This window comes from Flagellimonas olearia, assembly GCF_009184425.1.
Classification (GTDB): Bacteria; Bacteroidota; Bacteroidia; order Flavobacteriales; family Flavobacteriaceae; genus Flagellimonas; species Flagellimonas olearia.
In genome coordinates this window covers 1,560,554-1,583,379 of the sequence record NZ_WELG01000002.1, presented here as the reverse complement: position 1 = coordinate 1,583,379, position 22,826 = coordinate 1,560,554, and the positions used below count along the sequence as shown (strand labels likewise).

Sequence of the window (22,826 nt, the reverse complement as noted above, 5' to 3'; positions counted from 1 at the left end):
TTCGGAACCACCCAAAACTTTCTCCTCCCCAAGCGGGTATTTATTTGATTCAAAACCAAGTTAAATATGGGTTTTTCCGTTATCCCCTTAAAAAATGAAGACCTTATTAAGGCATAGAGGCCGGCTTACCAAAAACACCCGTTTTTTTCTGAATTTGGGTCAAGTCTTTCCAAAAAATATATTTTTACGCCCCATAACCCCTTACAATTTTCAAAAAACGCGTACATGAAATCCAACCTCTTCCTTTCCCTACTATTGATTTCAATCTTCTTGACTGGATGTGAGAACACCCCTGAAGAAAGAAAAATACACACGGTTGTCACCCATGACCACACCACCATTGTCTGTAACCCCAATAAGGGAAACAATCCTTTTGCGGCTTGGGGCGTTTTTCCAAGCAAGGATGAATCCATACGACGCATTTTTATGGAGGTGGCTTTGGGACACCCGGATTCCATCAACATTGCGCATTGGGACTATTTGGACCCTATCCGAATCAACCGTATCGGTGGCATCAAAGGGGATACATTGGACTTGGAAATTGGTAAAATGTTGACTCCTTATGGCAGTAATTTTAAAAAGGATTGGCGTTGGCATTGGCGGATTGATGTGACCGATTTCGCGAGCATTTTAAGGGACAGTGTTGAGATTGAATACAACCACACCGGCTATGAAGCCACCAGTGTGGGTTGGGACCTTACCGTTAGTTTTGATATGGAATTGGGAGACCCCGTAGCCCAACCGATTATGTACAACGAAGTATACGACGGCAGGTTTAATTATGGTGACCCTGAAAATCCCATTGAAGAGTCGCTTACTCCCCAAAACATAGCCATGGAAGAAGGAGCTGCATTCAGCAGGCTGCGGATATTGCATACCGGGCATGGCTATGATCAGCCCAAAGGCTGCAGTGAGTTTTGTAGTAGATGGCGGGAGGTTTTGGTAGATGGACAGCCCATTGATCGAAGGGATATGTGGAAGGAATGTGCGGACAACAACCTATATCCGCAAGGTGGAACTTGGATTTTTGATCGCGCCTATTGGTGCCCGGGCGACCTTCAGGCTCCGGACATCATTGATTTCCCGGTAACCAACACTTCCCATACCATAGATTTTGAGTTGGAACCCTATACGGCCACCGAAAATATCCAAGCCAATGAGAGCATCAGTGCAGTGCTCTTTCAATATGGAACACCCAACAAAAAATTTGATGTATCCCTGGACCAAATACTGGTTCCCAATGCCGCACCGGAACTGAACCGCTTTAACCCCTCGATCGTTGAACCAAAAATCGTTGTTAAAAACTTGGGCAGTGAAACCCTGACCGCATTGACCATTGAATATGGTACAAAAGGCTTTGAAAAGAAGACTTTTGAATGGACTGGTTCACTAAAGTTTTATGAAGAAGCCATTCTTGTACTTCCCGGGGCCATTGATTTCAACTTTGGGGAAAACACATTTTATGTAAAGCTGAAAAAACCAAACGGTCAAACGGACGCTTGGCAGGCAGACAACCAAAGGGAATCCATGTTCATGTCTCCCAAAGAAATGCCCAAACAAGTGGTGATATCCTATAAATCCAACAACACTCCAGAGGAAAACATGATTCGCATAGTGGATGAAGCCAATAGGGTTGTCTATGAAAAAGACCCCAATACGGTTAAGAAAGATACGCTATATAAAGACACTGTTGACCTTGGTTTGGGACACTATCGAATGAACTTGGAAGACTCCGGCCACAATGGATTGGAGTTTTGGTTCATGCCGCAACAAGGGTTTGGTTATTTGCAGATATCGGACATGGACGGAAGGGTACTGCACCGTTTTGAAAGTGATTGTGGAATCGGCGAACAATTGGATTTTACGGTAAAGAACAACCCCAAACTGGATGATACCGTTGAGCAAAGTTTATTGAAGCTTCATCCCAGAAGGATACAAGACCAAACACAATTGTTTGTGCAACTGGAAAAACCCATGGATGGTGAAATCCATATCTTGAAAGACGGCGATATACAAGAGAAGATTCCGTTCACCCAAATACAGGACACCACTTTTGATATTGATATGACCCAGTACGAGGACGGTCGTTATGTAATAGAGCTGTTTCTGAATGGTGAATCCAAATTAAAGCAGCGTATATCCAAACAAACGCGACAGCAATAGCAGAAAACAAGCCTTGGCTGCACCTTGGCTTGGGAGTCAAAAGTGTACCATCTACAGGAATTAACAGAACTTTTACAAAACCCACCGCTTTCAAAGGGAGTAAAAGCGCAAAAAACACATAGTTTTATTCAACAAATGACAAAAAAACAGGAATAGAGCAAAAAAAATATCATCATCTGTTAAAAAAAAGCAAATTCCGCTTTAAATTTTATTTACTTTTAGTCTTGGGTATTGTTTTATAAAATAATTTATAACGACAAGCCCAAAAACCTATGGGAGGACTATTTCTACATACAGATGAGGTTTTGCTGAATCGTTTGCGAAACAACGATGAAAATGCATTGACCGAACTGTACAACAGATATTGGAACCCAGTTTATCTTTACACATATAACGTACTTAGGGACAAAGAGGTGTGCAAGGACATTGTGCAAGATTTATTCATGGACCTATGGAAAAGAAGGGAAAAACTCCATGTTACTTCTACATTCAAGAGTTATCTTTTTTCCAGTGCCCGTTACCAGATATTTGCCCAAATACGAAAAAAGGAAAAAAGCCTTGGCTCCCATCTTTTTGAAAATCTGGACCAACGGTTGCACTATAATTCCCCCGAGTCCGAGTATCTCTATCAAGAACTGGTACAAAGAATAAGTACCACCGTGGAGAGCTTACCACAAAAGTGCAGGGAAGTATACACCCTTAGCCGGGAGGAGCAGCTTAGCCATGCTGAAATTTCCCAATTTTTGGATATTTCCACAAAGACCGTTGAAAACCATATTACCAAGGCCCTTAAAGTATTGCGCAGTTCGGTAGGCACCTATCTTTTGGCCATATTGCTTCTATTTCACGGATAATTACCTACGACAAACCCTCTGTTTTTCAACCATAAACGAGAAAAAACAAAAAAATCCCTTTTTGGACTAGGGGATGTTTGCTTTTACCAACACTATATAACTGAAGGACCCTAATTGGATCCACATAGCAACAATGGACAAAAAGAATTTTTTATCCCTTTTGGAGAGATATCAGGATGGTACCACCACTCCTGAAGAAGAGCAAATGCTATTGAACTATCTGGATAGTTTCCAGAACCAACACGATGATGAATGGCCTTCAGCATTGGGAAATTCTGAAGCACTCAAAAGAGATATTTTGGATGGAATACTTCAAAATATAGGCAAGGAAAAGTCAAAAAATAGGATTCCCAAGCGGTTCCCTTCCCAAAAGTTTTTAAAGTATGCGGCTGGCATCACCATTTTACTTGGCTCAACATATCTGTTCTTTGAAATTGATGACCATAAGAAAGCGGACCTGCCCCTACTTCAACCGGAAAACAGTATCGTGTTGAAGTTGGATAATGGGAGCACCGATGTGATTTCTGAAAATGACCGTAAAAACATTACGGATTCCCAAGGAAACGTGGTAGGGGTCCAAACCGGAAACACCATTACCTATGCCCAAGAGAAAAAAGAGCAAAAGGAATTGGTTTACAACGAATTGACCGTTCCGTTGGGTAAACGGTTCGACTTGGTTCTTTCCGATGGCACTTCCGTAAAGCTCAACGCCGGGAGCACCATTAAATATCCCATTCAATTCATTGAAGGTCATAACAGGGAGGTGGAGATTTGGGGAGAAGCCTTCTTTGATGTTACCAGAGATGAGAACCATCCTTTCTTGGTGACCGCCAATAACGTACAAGTTGAGGTACTGGGTACAAAATTCAATGTTTCCTCCTATCCTGAGGACGATGACATCTCAACCGTTCTGGTGGAAGGCTCGGTACAATTGACAAACAAGGACAAGTCCAATTTGGATGATTCCTTTGTCATTGTCCCCAACCAAAAAGCGTCATGGGACAAGAACTCCGAAAAAATGACCATAGAGGAAGTCGAAACCGACATTTATACCTCATGGACCAGTGGAAGGATAATTTTCAAGAACATCCCTTTCAAAAACATTCGTAAAAAACTGGAACGACGCTATAACGTTACCATCATCAACAACAATCAGGCATTGGATGAAAAGTTTTACAACGCCTCTTTTGACATAGAGACCATAGAACAGGTCATGAAAGCCTTTAAAGAAAACTACTCAATAGATTACTCAATAACTGATAATCAGATAATTATTAACTAAAAACAAGAGAATACATGAGCGAAAACTAACAAACTAACAAACTAACAATTCCAAAAATCACAAAATCGGAGAATGGGCGAACATCCTCCGATTAGTAAAAAGTGATCTAACTAAAGTAAAACCACAATAACGTTTTTAAAAGTATGAAAAAAACAACTAATTCGGGTGTGTCCGCATGGTACATCCCGAAATTTGACCTCAAAATGAAACTCACTACAGTTTTGCTGATAGTTTCGTTGTTCAAGATCCAAGCTAGTTCATACTCCCAAACAACGAAAATATCGCTAAATCTAAAGCAAGTCAGTGTAGAAAAAGTGCTCGACGAGATTGAGCGTAACACTGAGTTTAAATTCTTGGCCGACACCCAAGAAGTGAAATTGGGACGGATCGTTTCAATCAGAGTAAGGAATGAAAAGGTTGAGACCATTCTGGATAGGATTTTCCGCAATAGCGACGTCATCTATTCTATTTTGGACAAGCAAATTGTCTTGAAAAGGGATAGAAATCGCCCAGCTGTGGAAGTCAAAACCCAAACAGCGGTACAAAGATCGGTATCTGGAACCGTTGTAGATGCAGACGGACAACCCTTGCCCGGGGTAAATGTCGTGGAAAAAGGAACGGGCAATGGAACCTCCACCGATTTTGATGGAAACTATAGTATTGCCATATCCAATGATTCGGCAGTATTGGTATTCTCGTATTTAGGGTTTGTTTCCGTGGAAATCCCAGTGGGCGGCCAATCCACTGTCAATACTACCCTACAGGAAGATGTTGGCGAACTGGATGAAGTTGTTGTTACCGCACTAGGTATCCGAAAAGATGCCAAGGCCTTGGGTTACTCCGTGGCCAAAGTTGGTGAAGAACGGATTCTGGCCAGTGGTACTCCTGTGAATGCCCTACAATCCCTATACGGAACCGCTTCAGGGGTTACCGTGGCCTCAACCGCCACCGGCCCTTCAGGAGGTATGAAAATCAACATCCGTAATGCGGTATCGTTCGACGAGAACTCAACCACCCGTCCCTTGATCGTAGTGGATGGTATTCCAATTCACGATGAGAACACCAACATTACAGCCAATGCAAGAACAGGTAGGGACAATGGTACGGGTATCAACGACATTAACCCTGACGACATCCAATCCTTTGAAATCCTTAAAGGTGCAAAAGCATCCGTACTCTATGGTAGTGAAGGGGCCAACGGGGTAATCTTGATCACCACCAAAAGTGGTTCAAGAAACCGCGGATTGGGAATATCAGCTTCCTTTACCACTACCATGGAAGAAAGTGCTTTCATGCCCGAGTTGCAAAACCAATACGGGACAGGTAGAAGTGCCAGTACTTCCCAAACCGATGACCAAGGTTACTTCTTGGATGAAAACAATGAAAGAACATTGGACGTGGCAGGTTCTGCCTTTGGTCCCAAATACGATCCCAGCGTGGTATTGAACTGGTGGGATGGATCCAGAAGGCCTTGGGTTGCCAACAACAAGTCTGTTTATGACCAGTTATTCCGCACAGGCTCTCAACAAACAGCCAATGTTTCGTTAAGCTCAGGAGGTGAAAAAGGATCTATCCGTTTTTCCTATACCAACTTGAGGTATAACCCTATTTATCCTGGGGCAAAATACACCAAGAACACCTTCAGTCTTAATACTTCTTATGAAATCAATGATAACATTTCGTTGAAGTATGTCAGCAACCTGTTTACTACCAGCAATTACAACGCTTCCTATGAAGGGTCTTTTGATGCCCAGGGGGCCACATCCAGTTTAGGGGCCTATTCCAGTGACATTGATGTTGACTTGTTGCGAAGCTATTTGGTAACAGACAACGGTTTTAACTATTTCGCCAATCCGGAAAGACGAAGCAATTTCATTTCGAATGGTAGATCATCCGTGGTAAGTACCTTGTGGGACTGGACCCAGAATGTATCGGACTTTAACCGTTTACACAGTCTGCAATCCCTTACTTTGGATTTAACGTTCAATGATAATTTGAGCGCCTCTATTTTAGGTGGATTGGATTACACCACTGAACGCAATATATACAAAGGAAAGCTGCAAGACCCTGATTTGATAGGTCCCAACAGTGGATCTGTGTTCAGGGATACCAATAGGATCATTAGAAAGACCTACGGACAGGCCACCTTTAACTACGACTACACTTGGAACGACTTTGGTTTCAACGGGTTTGTGGGTGGTGTTATCAGAAGCAACTATTTTGAGAGCAAAGGAGCCGAGAAAATTGGAGGTTTTGTAATCCCTAACTTCTTCTCTTTCTCAAACCTTCCTTCTGGAGTACAACCACAATATGTCTATGACAATGGTGAAGATATCCTGTATAGTCTCTTGGGTTCATTCCAAGTGGATTGGGACGATCAAATCTACGTAGAGGCCCAGGCCCGTCAAGATTGGTCATCCATTTTGCCTCCTGGGAACAACAGTTATTTCTATCCTGGAGCAAGTGCCACTTGGATCGCTTCCAATTCATTTGAGCTTCCTGAGGCCATTCAGTTCTTGAAGTTGAGAACTTCTTGGGCCGATGTGGGTAGACCAGGTCCTTTGTATTTCAGTAATGTAAACCTAGGCGTATCGGCTTCTGGAGGTGGATTTATCTTGACTCCACCGAACGACCTTCCTCCCATCGACGAAAACTTCGTTCCCAACTTAAAACCGGAACGTAAGCGTGAATACGAAGTAGGTCTTGAAGGATACTTTTTCCGAGGCAGAAGATTGGGGATAGATTTCTCCTATTACCATGCCAATACCTATGACCAGATCATGAAGGTGGCAGCGCCTCCCGGATTGGGTGTGGACAACATCCGTATCAACGCCGGTGATGTGCAAAACAAAGGATGGGAACTTGCCCTGAGGACCAAGCCTGTTGTGGGCAAGGATTTTCAGTGGGATGTGGATATGACCTTCGCATCGAGCAAGACCAAGGTAAAAAGACTTGATGGTGACATTACCTCTTTATCACTTTGGAGCAGAAATGGCTTGAATGCCGTTGCCGAAGTGGGTGGCGAGTATGGACTTATTGTCCAACAGAGCGGAAACTACCGCTACATCAACCCATCGGATGACAGCGACCCCAACAACGGGGAGCTTGTTGTGGACAGTAACGGACAACGCTATGCTTATTCTACCCGAAGCAACAAAAAAGTCGGAAAATTGCTTCCAGACGTAACCGGAGGACTTTTTACAAGGTTCAACTACAAAAACTTCGGATTGGTCGTGAATATGGATTACTCCTTTGGGGCCACGTTCATCAATGAAGCGGAAACCTACATGATGGCTGCCGGGGTACTTAACGAAAGTTTGGCCTACCGTGATGCAGCAAGTGGAGGTATTCCTTACTACTTGAACGATGAAGGTCAGAAAGTAGGTGGTACCAACCCCAATGGGGCAACCTATAACGATGGGGTATTGTTGAACGGTGTTCGTGCAGACGGCACACCCAACGCGCAAGTGGTATCTGCCGAAGAATATTATGGATCCTCTTACTTTTCAAACGGTTTCTTCCCTGAAGATAGACTGTTTAAAAGCGATTATATAGCCTTACGGAACATTGCCTTGGATTATAGGCTCCCAGACCTTTCGGATAAGATAGGACTACGGGATATCGTACTTTCCGTTTTTGCGAACAATGTTGCCTATATCTACAAGGCCGCTCCGAACACCATTCCTGAATCTACCAATGGTACAGGATGGGCACAAGGTTCCTATGGAACCACGGCACTGCCATCGCAACGTTCAATAGGATTGTCAATAAAGGCTAAGCTTTAATCAAAAAACATAACTATGAAAAATTCAGTAATTAAAACCCTACTATCCTTGCTTCTTGTATTTGGGGCAAACGGATGTCAAAGTGAACTGGAGGAACTCTACCAAGATCCCGATGGCTTTTCCAAAACCCAGGCGGACAAGGCAGGTGTAAGTATCATAGCAGGTTATTTTACCTCACAATTGACCCGCGGCTTTTTGCTTCGGGGTGATTATGGGTCCGCTTACCACCAATTAAGGAGTGGATCGCGTATCATGGGAACCGGTGTTCAATTATATTACACCACCAATGCATACGGATACGCATACGCCTTGTATGATGTTGAAAACGATTGGGGTTCCAATTCGTTCAACAGGACGGTGTTCAACAACATCAACAGTCCATGGATCAAGCAGGTACTATGGGGCCAGAAGGAATACAACAAGATTCCGGAAGACCAAAGAACCCAATCAGACGAACTTTATATGCGATTGTTGCATGTATTGAAAGCCTATGGATATCAAAGGGCCATTGACCTTTATGACGAGGTTCCCTATTTCCAAACTGGTTCCGCCGGGGCCTTGGATGGGGAAAAGGCAGAATACTTGGGCCAAGAGGAAATTTATCCCATCATCATTGAAGAATTGAAGGAGATTGAAGCGTATTTGGCCAATTTAACCTTGGACGATGCCACGCAAACCTCATTTCAACAACAGGATGTAATTTTCAGCGGCGACATCACCCAATGGAGAAAGTACATCAACTCCTTGCGACTGCGTTGGGCCATGAATGTCAGTGAAGTCATGCCTACCATTACCTCAACGGTAATTGCGGAATTGAGTGGAAAACCCATGTTCGATCAATCCACCGATGTGGCTGGATTGGCAGATATAGCCATCGTGGAGCCTTATCGACTTCAGGTGGAACTGGGTATTACAAGAGCTTTCAGGGAACGTGCCGATGAGGCCCGTGCCCCAAAAAGGTTTTTGCAAGATGTGATGCACTGTATCCCTGAAGAGAAAAGCGTGGTGGTAAACGGGGAGACCCTTTACTATTACGACAGTGACAATGCAGAGGAAGGACTTGCCAATGGTACGGTAGACCCAAGGGTTGCCTATTTGTTCTCCAAGGACATTTTGGGTAGATATATAGGTGCCGAAACAGACTTTGATAATGGAAGTGATCCAAATAGCTATTTCAGCAAAGCCATGAGGGGGTACTATATCAACCACCCCATCATGACAGATTTGGCCGTTACCGAAATTACCTTTGGCGCCACTGGAAATGAGCACACCATCAAACTAAATGATGAAGCTACTGCCGACCTTACCAAGAGAGAGGCATTTCTTTTGGATGCTTTTAGAACCTTTTGTGGACAATATCTTGATATTGGTTGGACAATCGGTACCGATAAAAACATGATCTCGGAATACAACGTACGTCCGCAGTTCAATTTCGATATACGCTATCCCACCCTTCACGCAGTGGAAACCGAGCTTTCCTTGGCGGAAGCTGCCGTAAGGGGACTTGGTGCCGTAAGTGGAAGTGCACGTGACCATTACAAAAGGGCCATTGAGCTATCCTGCAAGTATTGGTACCAAATGAATACGGCAAACGCCTATTCAAAGCAGACCACACCATCGTTCCCAAGCAACATGGACCAGTCCAGGATAGACCGTGACCGTCCCGATATGGAGTATAACGAAAGTGCATATGCCGAATATGAGGCGCAGCGATTTGACGGATTGACCGATGAGGAAAAAGTAAGGTCTATCTTCAACCAGTTGCAGTTGCACTACAACATGTTCAACTTTGAGACCCCTTATACCAACGCCCGTCGTTTGATCAGCTACTTGGGCGACAATCCAGGGGCTCCGTATGAGGTGTTCCAATGGAAGGAAAGGTTCCTTTACAATCCAAGTATTCAGGCAACCGACCCAGAGAATTGGGCACGGATCAGTCAACATGACGATTACAACCTACCTATTTGGTTTACAGGTCGCCAGACGAAGTGGAAAAATGTTTTGGAATAAGATTATTAACCTTTAACCTAAAAGAAATGAAAAGAATATTGTTATTAGTATTCTCCTTGACCATATTTATTTCCTGTAGCAAAGATGACAGTGCCTCGATCATAGGTACGGCTAGCGCCAATGATGGGAATGTTGTTTCAGGAATCACGGTAAAACTCTATAACGAAAGTGCTTCTTTGGTAGAAAGTACCACTACCGGCAGTGAAGGAAATTTTTCCTTTACCGGACTGGAAGCCGGCAACTACTATGTGGGGGCCACCGTGACCATTGAGGGAAACGTCTGGGACACAGGAAATACACCACAGTTGGTTTATGTTAGTGACGAAATCGTTAAAGAGGTAGCTTTGACATTGAACCAAAAATAAGAACTCGTACCAAGTGAAAATCTTGGATAAAGATGCAAATCCATTGTTTACAATGGATGGGTAGTGATTTGTTTTGAGTTAGTATAGTCGCGGGATTGCCGACCTATTTTAGGTCGGCATTCCTTTTTTATGGGCCAAAGCTCTCCCTCCCAAACACATATTCTATTTGCCTAATGTCGGGTCAAATCCATTATAGGGCAAAAAAAACAACGCTAGAGGCAAATTTTGTATTAGCCATCCAATACAAATACACCTACCTTAACAGGTGTTTTCTTAACTTGAAAACCATTACAGTCTAAACCAAACAATTACAAGTCGTTATAATGGACAGAAGAAAATTTGTCAAACAAAAACTTATGGCCACCACTGCCTTGGGATTAGGTGGAATAAGTCTGGGTACTGCTGGACAGAAACTTGGTACTCCCCCATTAAAAAATACCTTCCAATTAAAATACGCCCCCCATTTAGGGATGTTCAAAAACCATGCAGGGGATGACCCAGTGGACCAGCTTAACTTTATGGCCGATCAAGGGTTTACAGCCTTTGAGGACAATGGCATGAAGGGGCGGTCTATTCAAACCCAAGAAAAAATGGCCAGCACCATGGCCAAACGCAATATGACCATGGGTGTATTTGTGGCACACGAGATTTTCTGGAAAGAGCCCAATTTAACCAATGGCGACACAGCCCTTCGGGAAAAGTTCCTAAAAGAAATCCAAGAAAGTGTTGCAGTGGCCAAACGTGTCAATGCCAAATGGATGACGGTTGTTCCCGGACATATAGCCCCTCGTTTGAATATGGCCTACCAGACCACCAATGTGGTCGAATCATTGAAAAGGGCCTCGGACATTTTGGAGCCCCACGGCATCACCATGGTTTTGGAGCCTCTAAATTTTAGGGACCACCCCGGTCTGTTCCTGTCAGAAAGTCCGCAGGCATTCTCTGTTTGCAAGTCGGTGAACAGCCCCTCATGCAAAATTCTATTCGACATTTACCACCAACAGATACAGGAAGGCAATCTTATACCCAACATAGATGCTTGTTGGGATGAAATAGGTTACTTCCAAATAGGTGATAATCCTGGGAGAAACGAACCCACCACTGGCGAAATCAATTATACGAATGTCTTCAAACATATCCATTCCAAAGGATTCCAAGGAATCTTGGGTATGGAGCATGGCAATTCCATTCAAGGAAAAGAAGGGGAACTGGCCGTAATCGAAGCGTATAAGAAAAGTGATACTTTTTGAAGGAATAATTAATGAGCATTAAAAAATATTTGATTCCCGCACTCTTGTGCCTTGGGATAACCCTAGGACAAGCACAAGACAAGGATGCCTACGTACAAGAGCTTACCGGAACTGATTTAAGTATCGATATGGTAGCCATCCCTGAAGGTACTTTTATGTTGGGAAGCCCTGAGGGGGAACATGGAAGAAATGCAGACGAAGGTCCCCAACGAAACATGGACATCCCAGGTTTTTGGATGTCCCAATACGAAATAACCTGGGAATTGTACAATCTATTTCTTCAACGCAGCATAGACCAAATTATGGAAGAACATAAAGGTTCCGATGTAAATCTGGACGTAGATGCCGTGACCGGGGCAACCATTCCTTATGTGGACATGAGCTTGGGCATGGGTACGGAATCTGGGCTTCCCATTGGCAATGTAACCCAATTGGCGGCCTCTAAATTTTGTGAATGGCTGTCGGCCAAAACGGGGCATTTTTACCGACTTCCCACCGAGGCGGAATGGGAATATGCCGCCAGGGCCGGAAGCCAGGACCCTTATTTTTTTGAAGGCGACAACCTTGATGAATATGCTTGGTATAGTCAAAATAGTGATGACACCTACCATCCGGTTGGTGAAAAAAAACCCAACCCTTGGGGGTTGTACGACATTTATGGTAATGTGGCCGAATGGACTTTGGACCAATATTTCCCTGATGCCTACCAAGACAAGAACGCGTACTTTCAACCTATTCAAAAAGAATACCCGGTGGTGGTACGGGGAGGCTCATTCAAGGATGATGCTACAGAGCTGCGAAGTGCATCCCGAAAAGTATCAAAACCGCTTTGGAAACAAAGGGACCCACAGTTTCCGCGCAGCAAATGGTGGCATACCGACGCCCCTTTTGTGGGCTTCAGGATTGTGCGGCCGATGAACCCTCCTCCCCCAGAAGACTATCACCTATACTGGATACATAAAAATTAACGACCCATTTGAAGAAAAAATCTAAGAGATGAAAAACCAAAACACCAAAAAGGAATCCCGAAGAAATTTTGTAAAGGGCACCGCGTTGCTCTCCACAGGCTTGTTATTGCCCACCATGGAAATTGGGGCCATGGCCAATGTTTTCAACGAAAAGAAACTAAAACTCGCTTTGGTCGGTTGTGGCGGGCGCGGAACAGGCGCTGCCAACCAAGCGCTTGAGGCGGATGACCATATAGAATTGGTGGCCATGGCCGATGCCTTTGAGGACCGATTGAACAGTAGCCTTGGCAGCTTAAGCGAAAAATATGAAGGTACCGGTAAGGTCAATGTCAAGGATCGCAATAAATTTTATGGGTTCGATGCCTATAAAAAAGCCATAGATATGGCAGATGTGGTCATTTTGGCCACCCCTCCAGGTTTTAGGCCCTATCATTTTGCCTATGCGGTGGAAAGTGGAAAACACGTCTTTATGGAAAAGCCTGTGGCCACGGATGCCCCAGGAATCCGAAAAGTTTTGGAGACAGCAAAACTGGCCGAGGCAAAAAAACTCAATGTTGTGGTGGGTCTACAAAGAAGGTACCAAGAAAACTATCTAAACACTCTGGCAAGGATAAAAGCTGGTGATATTGGTAAAATTGTATCTGGGCAAGTCTACTGGAACAGTGCCGGGGTATGGGTGCGTCCAAGAGAGGCCAGTCAGAGCGAATTGGAGTACCAAATGCGCAATTGGTATTACTTTAACTGGCTATGTGGCGACCATATTTTGGAGCAACATATCCATAATATAGATGTGGCCAACTGGTTCATTGGTGAGTATCCCGTTTCCGCACAGGGTATGGGAGGAAGACTGGTTCGAAACGGCAAGGACCATGGGGAAATTTTCGACCACCACTTTGTGGAGTTTACCTATCCCAGCGGGGCCGTTGTGGCCAGTCAATGCCGCCATCAGCCCAACACCATGAACAGGGTTGGAGAGGTATTCCAAGGAACAAAGGGCTCTGTAAGCACCAATGATGCCGGAACCGCAAAGTTATTCGACCTCTCGGGCAACGAAATACAGACCATATCCAATTCCGAAGGACACAATCCTTATCAAGAGGAACACAACAGGCTTTTTGCTTCCATCAGAAACAAGGGTGTGATCAATAATGCGGAATATGGGGCCAAAAGCTCCATGAGCGCCATCTTGGGAAGAATGGCCACCTATAGCGGAAAAGTCATCAACTGGGATGATGCCATTAATTCTGAAATTAGACTGGTACCCGAAGAAATGACCTGGAATTCCGAACCCCCTACCCAACCCAATGCGGAAGGAAAGTATCCTGTTCCCATCCCCGGCAAGACGATTGTTGTTTAAAGGACACCCCTATTCATCATAAGACAAAAAGCCCGGAAACCAACATTTCCGGGCTTTTTAAATTGAAAAAAGACGCAGCCTTAGCTGATTACTGCGCCTTTCCATCTACCAAACAAACTAAGTAAGTTCAATACTTTTGCTGTGCTCGCTTGATTATCTGTGAAGGTTTTTACTTCTTAAAAAGTCAATGAGAATCTGTGGCCTATCTGTTTGGATCATATCGATGTTGTTTTCCAAGAACCACTCATATACGGAAGGGTCCAAAGCCGCTTTCTCATCATCATTCCCCCCATTGTGCTGTGGCCACAAAGAGTTAACCCACACGGAGGCTCCCTTTTCACGAATGTCATCGAAATCCCCAATAAGGGAAATGGTATCTTGGGGTACGGTAAATTCAAAGGCCACTGGTATAGCTTGTTCCAAATATTCATCAATATGCTGTTTGGCCTTGGGGTCGTTCAATCTAACAATGGGCATAAAGAACACCTTATCCAAATAGGAACCAAATTCTTCCTTTACCTGACTGTAGGGAATACCTCCTTTGATAACCACCTGATTTTGTGTTCCCGTTTTCTCCATGACCTCATAACACTTATCAAAAATGTCATAGCTCTTATCCAGATTTACCAAGATTTTTCCCTTACATACTTCCAGGGCTTCTTCCAAGGTTGGAATTTTATGGGGAGTACTATGCCCTATACCATCCCTTAATTGTAGGCTCTGCAAATATTCCCAAGTCAGTTCCGATACTTTACCAGTCCCAGTGGTGGTTCTATCCACTGTGACATCATGCATCAACACCAACTGTCCGTCCTTGGTTTGCCGAACATCTATCTCTACCATATCCACGCCCATATCAATACAGTTTTGTATGGCCTGCAAGGAATTTTCAGGGGCATTTCGCCAATCTCCCCTATGGGCCACCACAATTACTTGATCGTTATGGGAATCTTCAAGGTTGGCAATAAGCTCATCAATGGAAACCGGGTTTGCATCCGATTGCACAACTTGTGGTTCTACAGGGTCATTGCCTTGTTCTTGGACTTTGTTTTCCCGGCATCCAGCCAAGCCCAACAAACTCATTGTGGTAATAAAAATGTACTTTTTCATATGGTTATGGTATTTACTCTTTTAAACTGTCAAAATTTCTGAGCCCTTTGCCGCTCAAGTACCCTATCAACTCCTCAGGCCGGTCGGTCATAATGGCATTGGCTCCTTGCTCCAACAACCACCCCCATGCACTATCCGGCCCTTCCAATAAGGCCTTTTCATCGGTCCTTCCCGCACATAGTTCATCCCAAAGGGCAATGGCCAAAAAACCATCACCTTTTTTCTTCATGATTGTCTTTGCAATATAAAGGGGTTCGGCATCCTCGGTATCAAAAATGGTTTCATAGTAAAAAGGGTCAAGGTCATCCTCATAGTCTTGATGGAAGTTTTTCACATCTGGATTTTCCGGCCATAACTTGGGCATGTAAATGATGCTATCCATCAAACTGCCATATTTGTCCCTCATGGTTTTTACGTCATCATTTCCCTTAAAAATGGCATGACCCACCGTACCTGTCCGTTGCAACACCTCATAAGCTTCCCGAACCCATTTACTTTCGGTCTTGTCCAAATTCACCATGATCTTACCCTTGACCAATAGCATTACTTCTTCCAAAGTAGGCACTTGTTGCCCTGAGTACCTTACCCCTGCCGCATTCTTTAATCGAAAGCTTTTGATTTCTTCTAGGGTAAGCTCACTTACCTTGCCCTTTCCGTTGGTAGTGCGATCCACTGTGTAATCGTGCATGGCCACCAGATGGCCATCTTTGGTAAGTCGAAAATCCAGTTCTATGACATCTACACCCAAATCGATGCAACGTTGAATGGCCATTAAGGAGTTTTCCGGAGCATACCGCCAATCCCCCCTATGGGAAATGACCACAATATAGTCTTCGGAAGGATTTTTAAGGTGCTGCAATATCTGCTCCGCTCTGCTAGTTTCAGGGCCGTGGGCCTCTTGGCCCACAACCCCATGCAAACTAACCACTAAAAACCATATGACCAAACCCATAATTTTATACTGGTGAGTGTCCATAATTCTTATTGATGGATTTAAAATCAATATCCCGGATTTTGTTGTAAAGCGGGATCTGCCGCTATCTGACTGGCCGGTAAAGGCAACAACAACTTATTGGTATCCGTAATACCCAATATGGATTGTGCGCGGTCCTGCCTTAAAAGGTCAAACCAACGATGCCCTTCCCAAACCAACTCCAACCTTCTTTGAAGATCAATTTCTTCAAAGACCGATTGTTGGTCGGTTGCACCAGTGTAGTCACCCAAATTGGCCCTGTTCCGAACCAGGTCCAAATAAGATATGGCCTCATCCGGATTGTCCATCTCATTTTCAATTTCAGCCAGCATGAGCAGTACATCGGCATAGCGCAGTACCACCCAATCACTACCGGAATCCCCCACTACGGTAGAGGGAACAGTAATTTTGTTGGTATAGGCCAGTCCAGACTCCAAGGCACCCACATAGACCCCTTTTCGTGCATCGTCATCAGCATACAAGGCATAAAAATCAGGTTTCAACACTCCATGACCCTTTGTTCCGGCCAACCCTCCATCTTGTCGTCCCGTAGGATTGAACATTCTATAGGCATCGGAACCTTCACTATTGGAATTGATCCCAGAGGCATACTGTACCACAAAAATCAATTCCTCATTCAACTCATTTTCCAAGGAAAACACCTCGTCCACCACAACCAAATCATGCACATTGGAACTTACCACATCCAAAAGACTTGATTTGGCACTGGTATAGTCCTTCAGGGTAAGGTGTACTTTTCCCAGCAAGGCCTGTGCAGCGGTTTTCACCACTCTTCCTTTGTTGCTGTCATTCCGAACAGGCAATAGATCTATGGCTTCGTCCAAATCGGCAATAATCTGTGAATATACCTCACCAACGGGAGTTCGAACTTGGCCAAAATACTCTTGGGGATTAGTCACCTCATCGGTCACCAAGGGAACATCACCAAAGGTACGCACCAAATTAAAGTAGAGCATGGCCCTGATAAAGAGCATCTCCCCAATCCTTGTATTCTTGGTGGCTGCATCTTCAAAATCAATATCCTGAATACGATTGATGACAATATTGGCCCTTTGAATCCCTTTATAACTGTCTTCCCAAACATTGGCTATTAGGCTACTTTGGGGTATCACGTTAAAGTCATCCAACATACCGTACACCCCACCATCATTGGCAGGAGTCTCATCATAGGCATCCTCACCGGGCAGTTCTCCCACGGCAGGCATTGCGGTATCGTACACCCCAGTGAACTGTAAGGTTGCAAAAACCGCATTTACAGCTTCTTCCAACTCGGCCTCATTGGTATAAAAATTATCCGCAACCTTGGTGGTCCTAGGATTTTGTATAAGCTCTTTTTCGCACGCTGTTGTGACCATGGCCAAAACAGCGATCAATAGGTATGAAAACTTTTTCATTGTACTAGCTTTGATTTTTTAGTAAGATATTTTTAAGCCTACGGTGTAGGTTTTGGCTATAGGATAATTACCACCGGTGTTGTATCCCGAGGTAAGGATATCACTTGAAGTACCGTCTGGGTTCCAGCCCCTCCACTTTGTGGAAGTAAACAAATTGTTCCCGGAGAGATAGACTTGAAGGCTTGACAGCTTGATCTTGTCCAAGAAATTTTTCTGGAAACTATATCCTACGCGCAAATCCCTGAACCTTAAATAATCCCCATTGCCGTCTTCCACGGTCACAGAACTTCTTAAAATCTTTCTGGAGTTAGAAAAGTTTCCAAAATTGGGCTGTCCCAAAAATCCATCAGGGTTGTTCTCTGGATGGTATCTATTGTTGAAGTAATAGGTGGTAGGTAGGGCAAAACCTTCCCCAGCCTCGGTCAATGAGCTTAAGTCACCATCCAACAAAGTTCTACCCTCGACCCCTACAAAGTTGAAGCTCAAGGTGAATCCCTTATAATCTAGATTTGCCCCAAAGCCGTAAGTGAAATCAGGAGCAAAAGTGCCTTTTGCCACTTTATCATCATCATTGATGGCACCATCTCCATTCACATCCACCGCTCTAAGGTCCCCGGTAAGGGTTCCGTCCAAATGGGGATAGCTATCAATTTCTTCCTGTGTTTTAAAAACCCCATCAACTTTGTAGCCGTAGATTTCCGCAATGGGATGACCTATCTGGGTCACGAACAATTGATCCCTACCTGTGGCAATTCTATCTTGACCTGGTCCAAGTGCCAATACTTTGTTTTCATAAGAAGTAAAATTAGCATTGAATCCAACCCCTACCTCTCCAATGGCAAAACCATTACCAATGACTTGGAATTCCCAACCTTTGTTTTCCATTTCCCCAATATTGGCCAGAACATTGTCGTATCCGGTTTGTTGAGGAACAGGAACATCCAATAAAAGATCTTTGGTATTGGTCTTGTAATAGGCCATATTAAGGTTCAACTTATTGTTGAAGAGACCCAAATCCAGACCAATGTTCAAGGATGAGGCCACTTCCCAGCCCAAATCTGGATTGGGTGCCGAAGTGGTAATATACCCTGGGGCAATTCCACTATCAAACACATAATTGGAATCTGTTACCAAAGCTTTGGAGCCATAGGTCCCAATCTGATTGTTCCCGGTCTGTCCCCAGCTGGCGGAAAGCTTTCCAAAACTTACGATATCGTTGCTTGGGAAGAAGTTTTCCCTTGTGAACACCCAACCTCCTGAAACGGATGGGAAATTACCCCACCTGTTGTTGACACCAAACCTAGAGGAACCATCACGTCTGATAGCCGCAGAGAAGAGGTATTTAGAATCAAAGTCGTACTGCAAACGTGCCAGATACGATTCCAAGGTCCATATTCCTATACTGGCCGTCGCTGTATAGGCACTGGCCCCTGCAATATTTTGAATGTTATCATCGGCAAAACCTGTTCCAGTGACCCTTGTATAATCCGTTCTTTCCTTTTGAAAAGTATACCCACCCAAGAGGTTAAAATGGTGCTTGCCAAAATCCCTGTCATAGGTCAGGGTATTTTCAATGAGATAATTGACTTTGTTCTGCTTGTACTGATCTGAATCGGCATCGGCCCTCGGTGCCGGGGTCCGGTAAGATCCCACTCCAATAGGGTAGTAATAATCCCTCACATAGGTGTCGTAATCGCCACCCAAAGACAATCGGTAAGTCAACCCTTCCAGAATCTTGGCGTCCAAGAACAAGTTTCCAAAAGTTCTAAAACGCTGTTTCTTGTCTGTCACCAAAGTCGATGTCGCCACAAGATTTTCAACTGGTGTACCATTGATGCGAACCCCTTCTATTTCATGTTGTTCGTTCACCAATTGTTCGCTGATATTTATGCTGCCATCTTCATTGTAAGGGCTATAAAATGGAAAATTCAAAGGAATCAAGCCCAAAACACCGTTGCTACGACTCCCCTGATCCACGGAATTCTCAATGGAGTAAGACGGTTTAAGGTTGATCCCAAACTTGATCTTGTCATTTATCTTACTTTCCAAGTTTACAGAAGCGGAATAGCGCTTAAAGTCGGTTCCTATAACTACTCCTTCTTGATCAAAATAGCCTAGGGAAGTGTAATATTTGGTCTTCTCATTTCCTCCTGAAACCGAAAGTGCATAGTTGGAAATGGGGGCGGTCCTAAATCCTTCGTCCACCCAATCCGTATTGATGAGGCCAGATTCTCCATTAAGGTATGGCAGCAGTTCTGGTAAGAACAATTCCCGCCCATCTATCTGTTTTCCATTGATAAGTTTGGTCACCCGTACCGCATTGGGGTCAGATTCACTTCGGTTGGCGGGGTCTTTTGACACATAGCCCCAGTTGCGGGCCTCCGTCAAGAACTGGGCAAATTGATAGCCATCCACCAATTCTACCCCTGAACTTTGTTGCTGAACACCCCCATAGGTTTCCAAAGTAATCACAGGTTTTTGATTCGCGGAAAAGGAACCGGCTTTGGTCGTGATCAAAATAACCCCATTGGCAGCCCTTGACCCATAAATGGCAGCAGAAGCTGCATCTTTAAGAATGTTGATCTCTGCAATATCATTAGGATTCACTGAGCTGAGGGCACTGCCCTCTGTCAATGGAAAACCGTCCACCACAATCAATGGATTTGTCCCTGCCGTAAGGGTACCTGTACCCCTGATAATGATTTGGGAGTCCGCACCCGGTTGCGCATTGGACTGGTTAACGATTACCCCTGAAAGCTTTCCGGCCAATTGCTGGTCTACCGTGGCAGCGGTGACATTTTCAAGTTCCTCGTTCTTGATTTCAGAAACAGAACCCACCACTTTGGCGCGTGCCTGCTGTCCGTAACCGATCAGTACCACCTCCTGTAATGCTGAAGAGGCCAATTGCAACTGAACAATAAGCCCGCTTTCCCCGGTTACCAACACTTGCTCGGTGGTGTAACCAATGTAGGAGACTTCCAAAATAGCCTCTGGACCCACTTCCAACGTGAAATGGCCATCAAAATCTGTAGCCGTTCCATTCATAGTTCCCTTTTCAACAACCGATGCACCCGGAAGGGGATCTCCATTTTCATCCATGACCGTACCTGTAACCTCTTGAAAGGCTACTTCCACCACTTTTTGTGGGGCATTGGGTCTTTTGTCAATTGAGATGTTCTCATCAATGCGCCTAAACGCCAATCCCGCATCCTTGGCCAACAACTCCAACAGAGACCTCAAGGAAACATTGCGATATGTTAGACTGTACTTATTTGTTAATCTGGAAATACCACGTCCGTATACAAAATTGAAAGTGGTTTGTTCTTCTATATTGCTAAGAATCTCCTCAATCGAGGCATTTTTGACCGATATATCGACCGAAACTTGGTCCAACTTTTGCGCCTTTACCGTTGATGCAAAAATTGGGTTCAGAAGCGCAACAATCACAATAAGGAAAGAAATTTTCATTGTCAACGCTATAAATTGTTTTATCGTTAGTGAATTCATAACTTCACAAAATGTTTAATGGTTATTTTTTAATCGTTAAATGGCCGCAGTCTGTTGATCCTCGCCAAAGTGTCGCAGACTGCTTTTTTGTTCTAGGGGTCTTATATCATAGGCTTTGTTCTTTTTATTTTCATTGAGTTTAGTTCTTGCAAAAACCCTTAAAAAGGATATTTTCTTGATCTATATATTGGTAATCCATACCCTTGGTGGCATACTTGATACTCTCAAGGACCACCTGTAGTTTGGCATTTTCGTACCGTGCCGTGACATGGCAATTTTTCAGTTTATTGTTTTCAAAGTCAACATGAATGCCATACCATCTGGACAGCATTTCTGAGGCTTCCAAAAACGTAATATCATTAAAGCGGATGATACCATTTTTCCAATCGAGATAATTATCGTTGTCCAGTTTTGACTTTGTGATCACATCCTTTTCCCTACTGTACTCGGCCTTTTCGTTGGGCAATAGATATACCGTGTTAACTTGACCATTTTTTGAAGTGGACTGTACCTGTACTTTTCCGGTTTTCACTGTAACGGAAATATGGTCATTGAAGGCATAGGAATTTACATTGAATGAAGTTCCCAATACTTTGGTGGTGACTCCTTCGGTTTTGATGAGAAAAGGTTTGTTTGGATTTTTGGCCACTTCAAAAAAGGCTTCCCCGTTCAAGGTCACTTCCCTTACCGGGGCTCCCTCAAAACTTTCTGGAAATTCAATACTGCTACCTGCGTTCAGGGTTATCTGGGTCCCATCGCTCAACACAATATCACTTCTTTGCCCCCATTCGGTGGTTTTGGTAATAATCGACTGTGCCAATTCTTGCTCTGGCTGTGTCTTGGACTCCAAATAGACGGCAGAACCCAAACCGACCAATATGAGGAGGGAAGCAGCCACCTTTACCCAGTAATTGTAAAAAGGGGTGGGAGCTTTTTTGGTTTCTCGGACAATTCCTGCCTTTTCTGCGAAGCCCAAGTATATCTCTTCCTTGATTTCCTTTTCCCCATCAAAATAAACCTCGTCTTCTTCTTGACCATCATAAGAGTCAAGAACCCTGTCCAAAAGTTCTTTTTCTTGTTGGGTACAGGTACCCTCCAAATATTTATCGATAAGGTGTTTGATTTCTTTTTCGTTCATTCTTCACTGTGGCCTCTACCCTATAAGAGGGAAAAATGAAGGAGAACCCTAAAAAAGATTTCGATTTTTTTTAAAAAAAAGGTTTAGGAAACCAACACAGTACCTCGTAACTGCTTAATGGACTGCGTAATATGATACTCCACCGTTTTTGTGGAAATGTTCAATTGATAAGCGATTTCCTTGTTGGTAAGCTCATCGTATCTACTCATTTTAAAGATTTGGCGGGTCTTGGAAGGCAATAATTCTATACGCTTTGCCAAGGTGTTTTGGGTTTCCTTGAAGTGTATCTCCTTTTCCACATTGTTTTCCCCTAAAAAAGCATGAGCCTTATCCAAAAAAGTGGTATCCAACCTTTTCCGTCTCAAAGACTCCAGACATCTATATTTGGTGGTAGCAAACAGGTATGCTTTGGTATCCTTTATCTGGAGTTCCTTTCTTTTGGACCACAGTGTAAAAAATACTTCCTGGACCACATCTTTTGCTTCCGTTTCGTCCTTTAAAAGCTTAAGGGAAAAAAGATAGAGCCTCTTCCAATGCCTATCATAGAGCTGCCGGAAGGCAAGTCCGTTGTCCTGTTGGGACAATACTAATAGGTGGGCATCAGAGGTATCCATATAGTTTTGTGATGTGGTACAATACTACTTAGAAT

The 22,826-nt window shown here is 44.0% G+C and carries 15 protein-coding genes; 9 read left to right on the top strand and 6 right to left on the bottom strand.

What is annotated here, in order from left to right; translation table 11 throughout:
* Positions 1-225: 225 nt before the first annotated feature.
* The 9 genes from F8C76_RS16470 to F8C76_RS16430 all read left to right on the top strand — a co-directional run bounded on the left by F8C76_RS16470 (position 226) and on the right by F8C76_RS16430 (position 14,034).
* The gene (locus F8C76_RS16470; protein ID WP_152132696.1) at positions 226-2,163 is read left to right on the top strand and encodes a peptide-N-glycosidase F-related protein; all 1,938 of its coding nucleotides are present in this window, start codon (positions 226-228) and stop codon (positions 2,161-2,163) included.
* A 272-nt stretch (positions 2,164-2,435) separates the two neighbouring features.
* Positions 2,436-3,017: an RNA polymerase sigma-70 factor gene (locus F8C76_RS16465; protein ID WP_129654586.1), complete on the top strand. Its 582-nt coding sequence runs from the start codon at positions 2,436-2,438 to the stop codon at positions 3,015-3,017.
* 133 nt (positions 3,018-3,150) lie between these two features.
* Entirely contained in the window at positions 3,151-4,299 is a 1,149-nt protein-coding gene (locus F8C76_RS16460; RefSeq protein ID WP_152132695.1) for a FecR family protein, read from the top strand.
* A 203-nt stretch (positions 4,300-4,502) separates the two neighbouring features.
* A complete protein-coding gene (locus F8C76_RS16455) occupies positions 4,503-8,084 on the top strand; it encodes a SusC/RagA family TonB-linked outer membrane protein (protein ID WP_170284050.1) in 3,582 nt (1,193 codons plus the stop codon).
* Between the two features lie 15 nt (positions 8,085-8,099).
* On the top strand, positions 8,100-10,094 hold the full coding sequence (locus tag F8C76_RS16450; RefSeq protein WP_152132693.1) for a SusD/RagB family nutrient-binding outer membrane lipoprotein: 1,995 nt from the start codon (positions 8,100-8,102) through the stop codon (positions 10,092-10,094).
* Between the two features lie 26 nt (positions 10,095-10,120).
* Entirely contained in the window at positions 10,121-10,459 is a 339-nt protein-coding gene (locus F8C76_RS16445) for an SdrD B-like domain-containing protein (protein WP_116217402.1), read from the top strand.
* A 323-nt stretch (positions 10,460-10,782) separates the two neighbouring features.
* Positions 10,783-11,709, top strand: a complete 927-nt coding sequence (locus F8C76_RS16440) for a hydroxypyruvate isomerase family protein (RefSeq protein WP_152132692.1) — start codon at positions 10,783-10,785, stop codon at positions 11,707-11,709.
* Positions 11,710-11,720: 11 nt separating this feature from the next.
* On the top strand, positions 11,721-12,677 hold the full coding sequence (locus tag F8C76_RS16435; RefSeq protein WP_152132691.1) for a formylglycine-generating enzyme family protein: 957 nt from the start codon (positions 11,721-11,723) through the stop codon (positions 12,675-12,677).
* Positions 12,678-12,705: 28 nt separating this feature from the next.
* Positions 12,706-14,034: a Gfo/Idh/MocA family protein gene (locus tag F8C76_RS16430; protein ID WP_152132690.1), complete on the top strand. Its 1,329-nt coding sequence runs from the start codon at positions 12,706-12,708 to the stop codon at positions 14,032-14,034.
* A 153-nt stretch (positions 14,035-14,187) separates the two neighbouring features.
* Here the strand turns inward: F8C76_RS16430 and F8C76_RS16425 are convergent, their stop codons facing one another.
* The 6 genes from F8C76_RS16425 to F8C76_RS16400 all read right to left on the bottom strand — a co-directional run bounded on the left by F8C76_RS16425 (position 14,188) and on the right by F8C76_RS16400 (position 22,791).
* Positions 14,188-15,144: a glycerophosphodiester phosphodiesterase family protein gene (locus tag F8C76_RS16425; protein WP_249042441.1), complete on the bottom strand. Its 957-nt coding sequence runs from the start codon at positions 15,142-15,144 to the stop codon at positions 14,188-14,190.
* Positions 15,145-15,157: 13 nt separating this feature from the next.
* On the bottom strand, positions 15,158-16,120 hold the full coding sequence (locus F8C76_RS16420; RefSeq protein WP_249042440.1) for a glycerophosphodiester phosphodiesterase family protein: 963 nt from the start codon (positions 16,118-16,120) through the stop codon (positions 15,158-15,160).
* Between the two features lie 23 nt (positions 16,121-16,143).
* Positions 16,144-17,532, bottom strand: coding sequence for a RagB/SusD family nutrient uptake outer membrane protein (locus F8C76_RS16415; RefSeq protein ID WP_152132689.1), 1,389 nt, complete (start codon positions 17,530-17,532; stop codon positions 16,144-16,146).
* A gap of 18 nt (positions 17,533-17,550) precedes the next feature.
* Entirely contained in the window at positions 17,551-21,000 is a 3,450-nt protein-coding gene (locus tag F8C76_RS16410; RefSeq protein WP_249042439.1) for a SusC/RagA family TonB-linked outer membrane protein, read from the bottom strand.
* A gap of 178 nt (positions 21,001-21,178) precedes the next feature.
* The gene (locus F8C76_RS16405) at positions 21,179-22,177 is read right to left on the bottom strand and encodes a FecR family protein (RefSeq protein WP_152132687.1); all 999 of its coding nucleotides are present in this window, start codon (positions 22,175-22,177) and stop codon (positions 21,179-21,181) included.
* A gap of 83 nt (positions 22,178-22,260) precedes the next feature.
* The gene (locus tag F8C76_RS16400; protein WP_152132686.1) at positions 22,261-22,791 is read right to left on the bottom strand and encodes an RNA polymerase sigma-70 factor; all 531 of its coding nucleotides are present in this window, start codon (positions 22,789-22,791) and stop codon (positions 22,261-22,263) included.
* Positions 22,792-22,826: the final 35 nt, after the last annotated feature.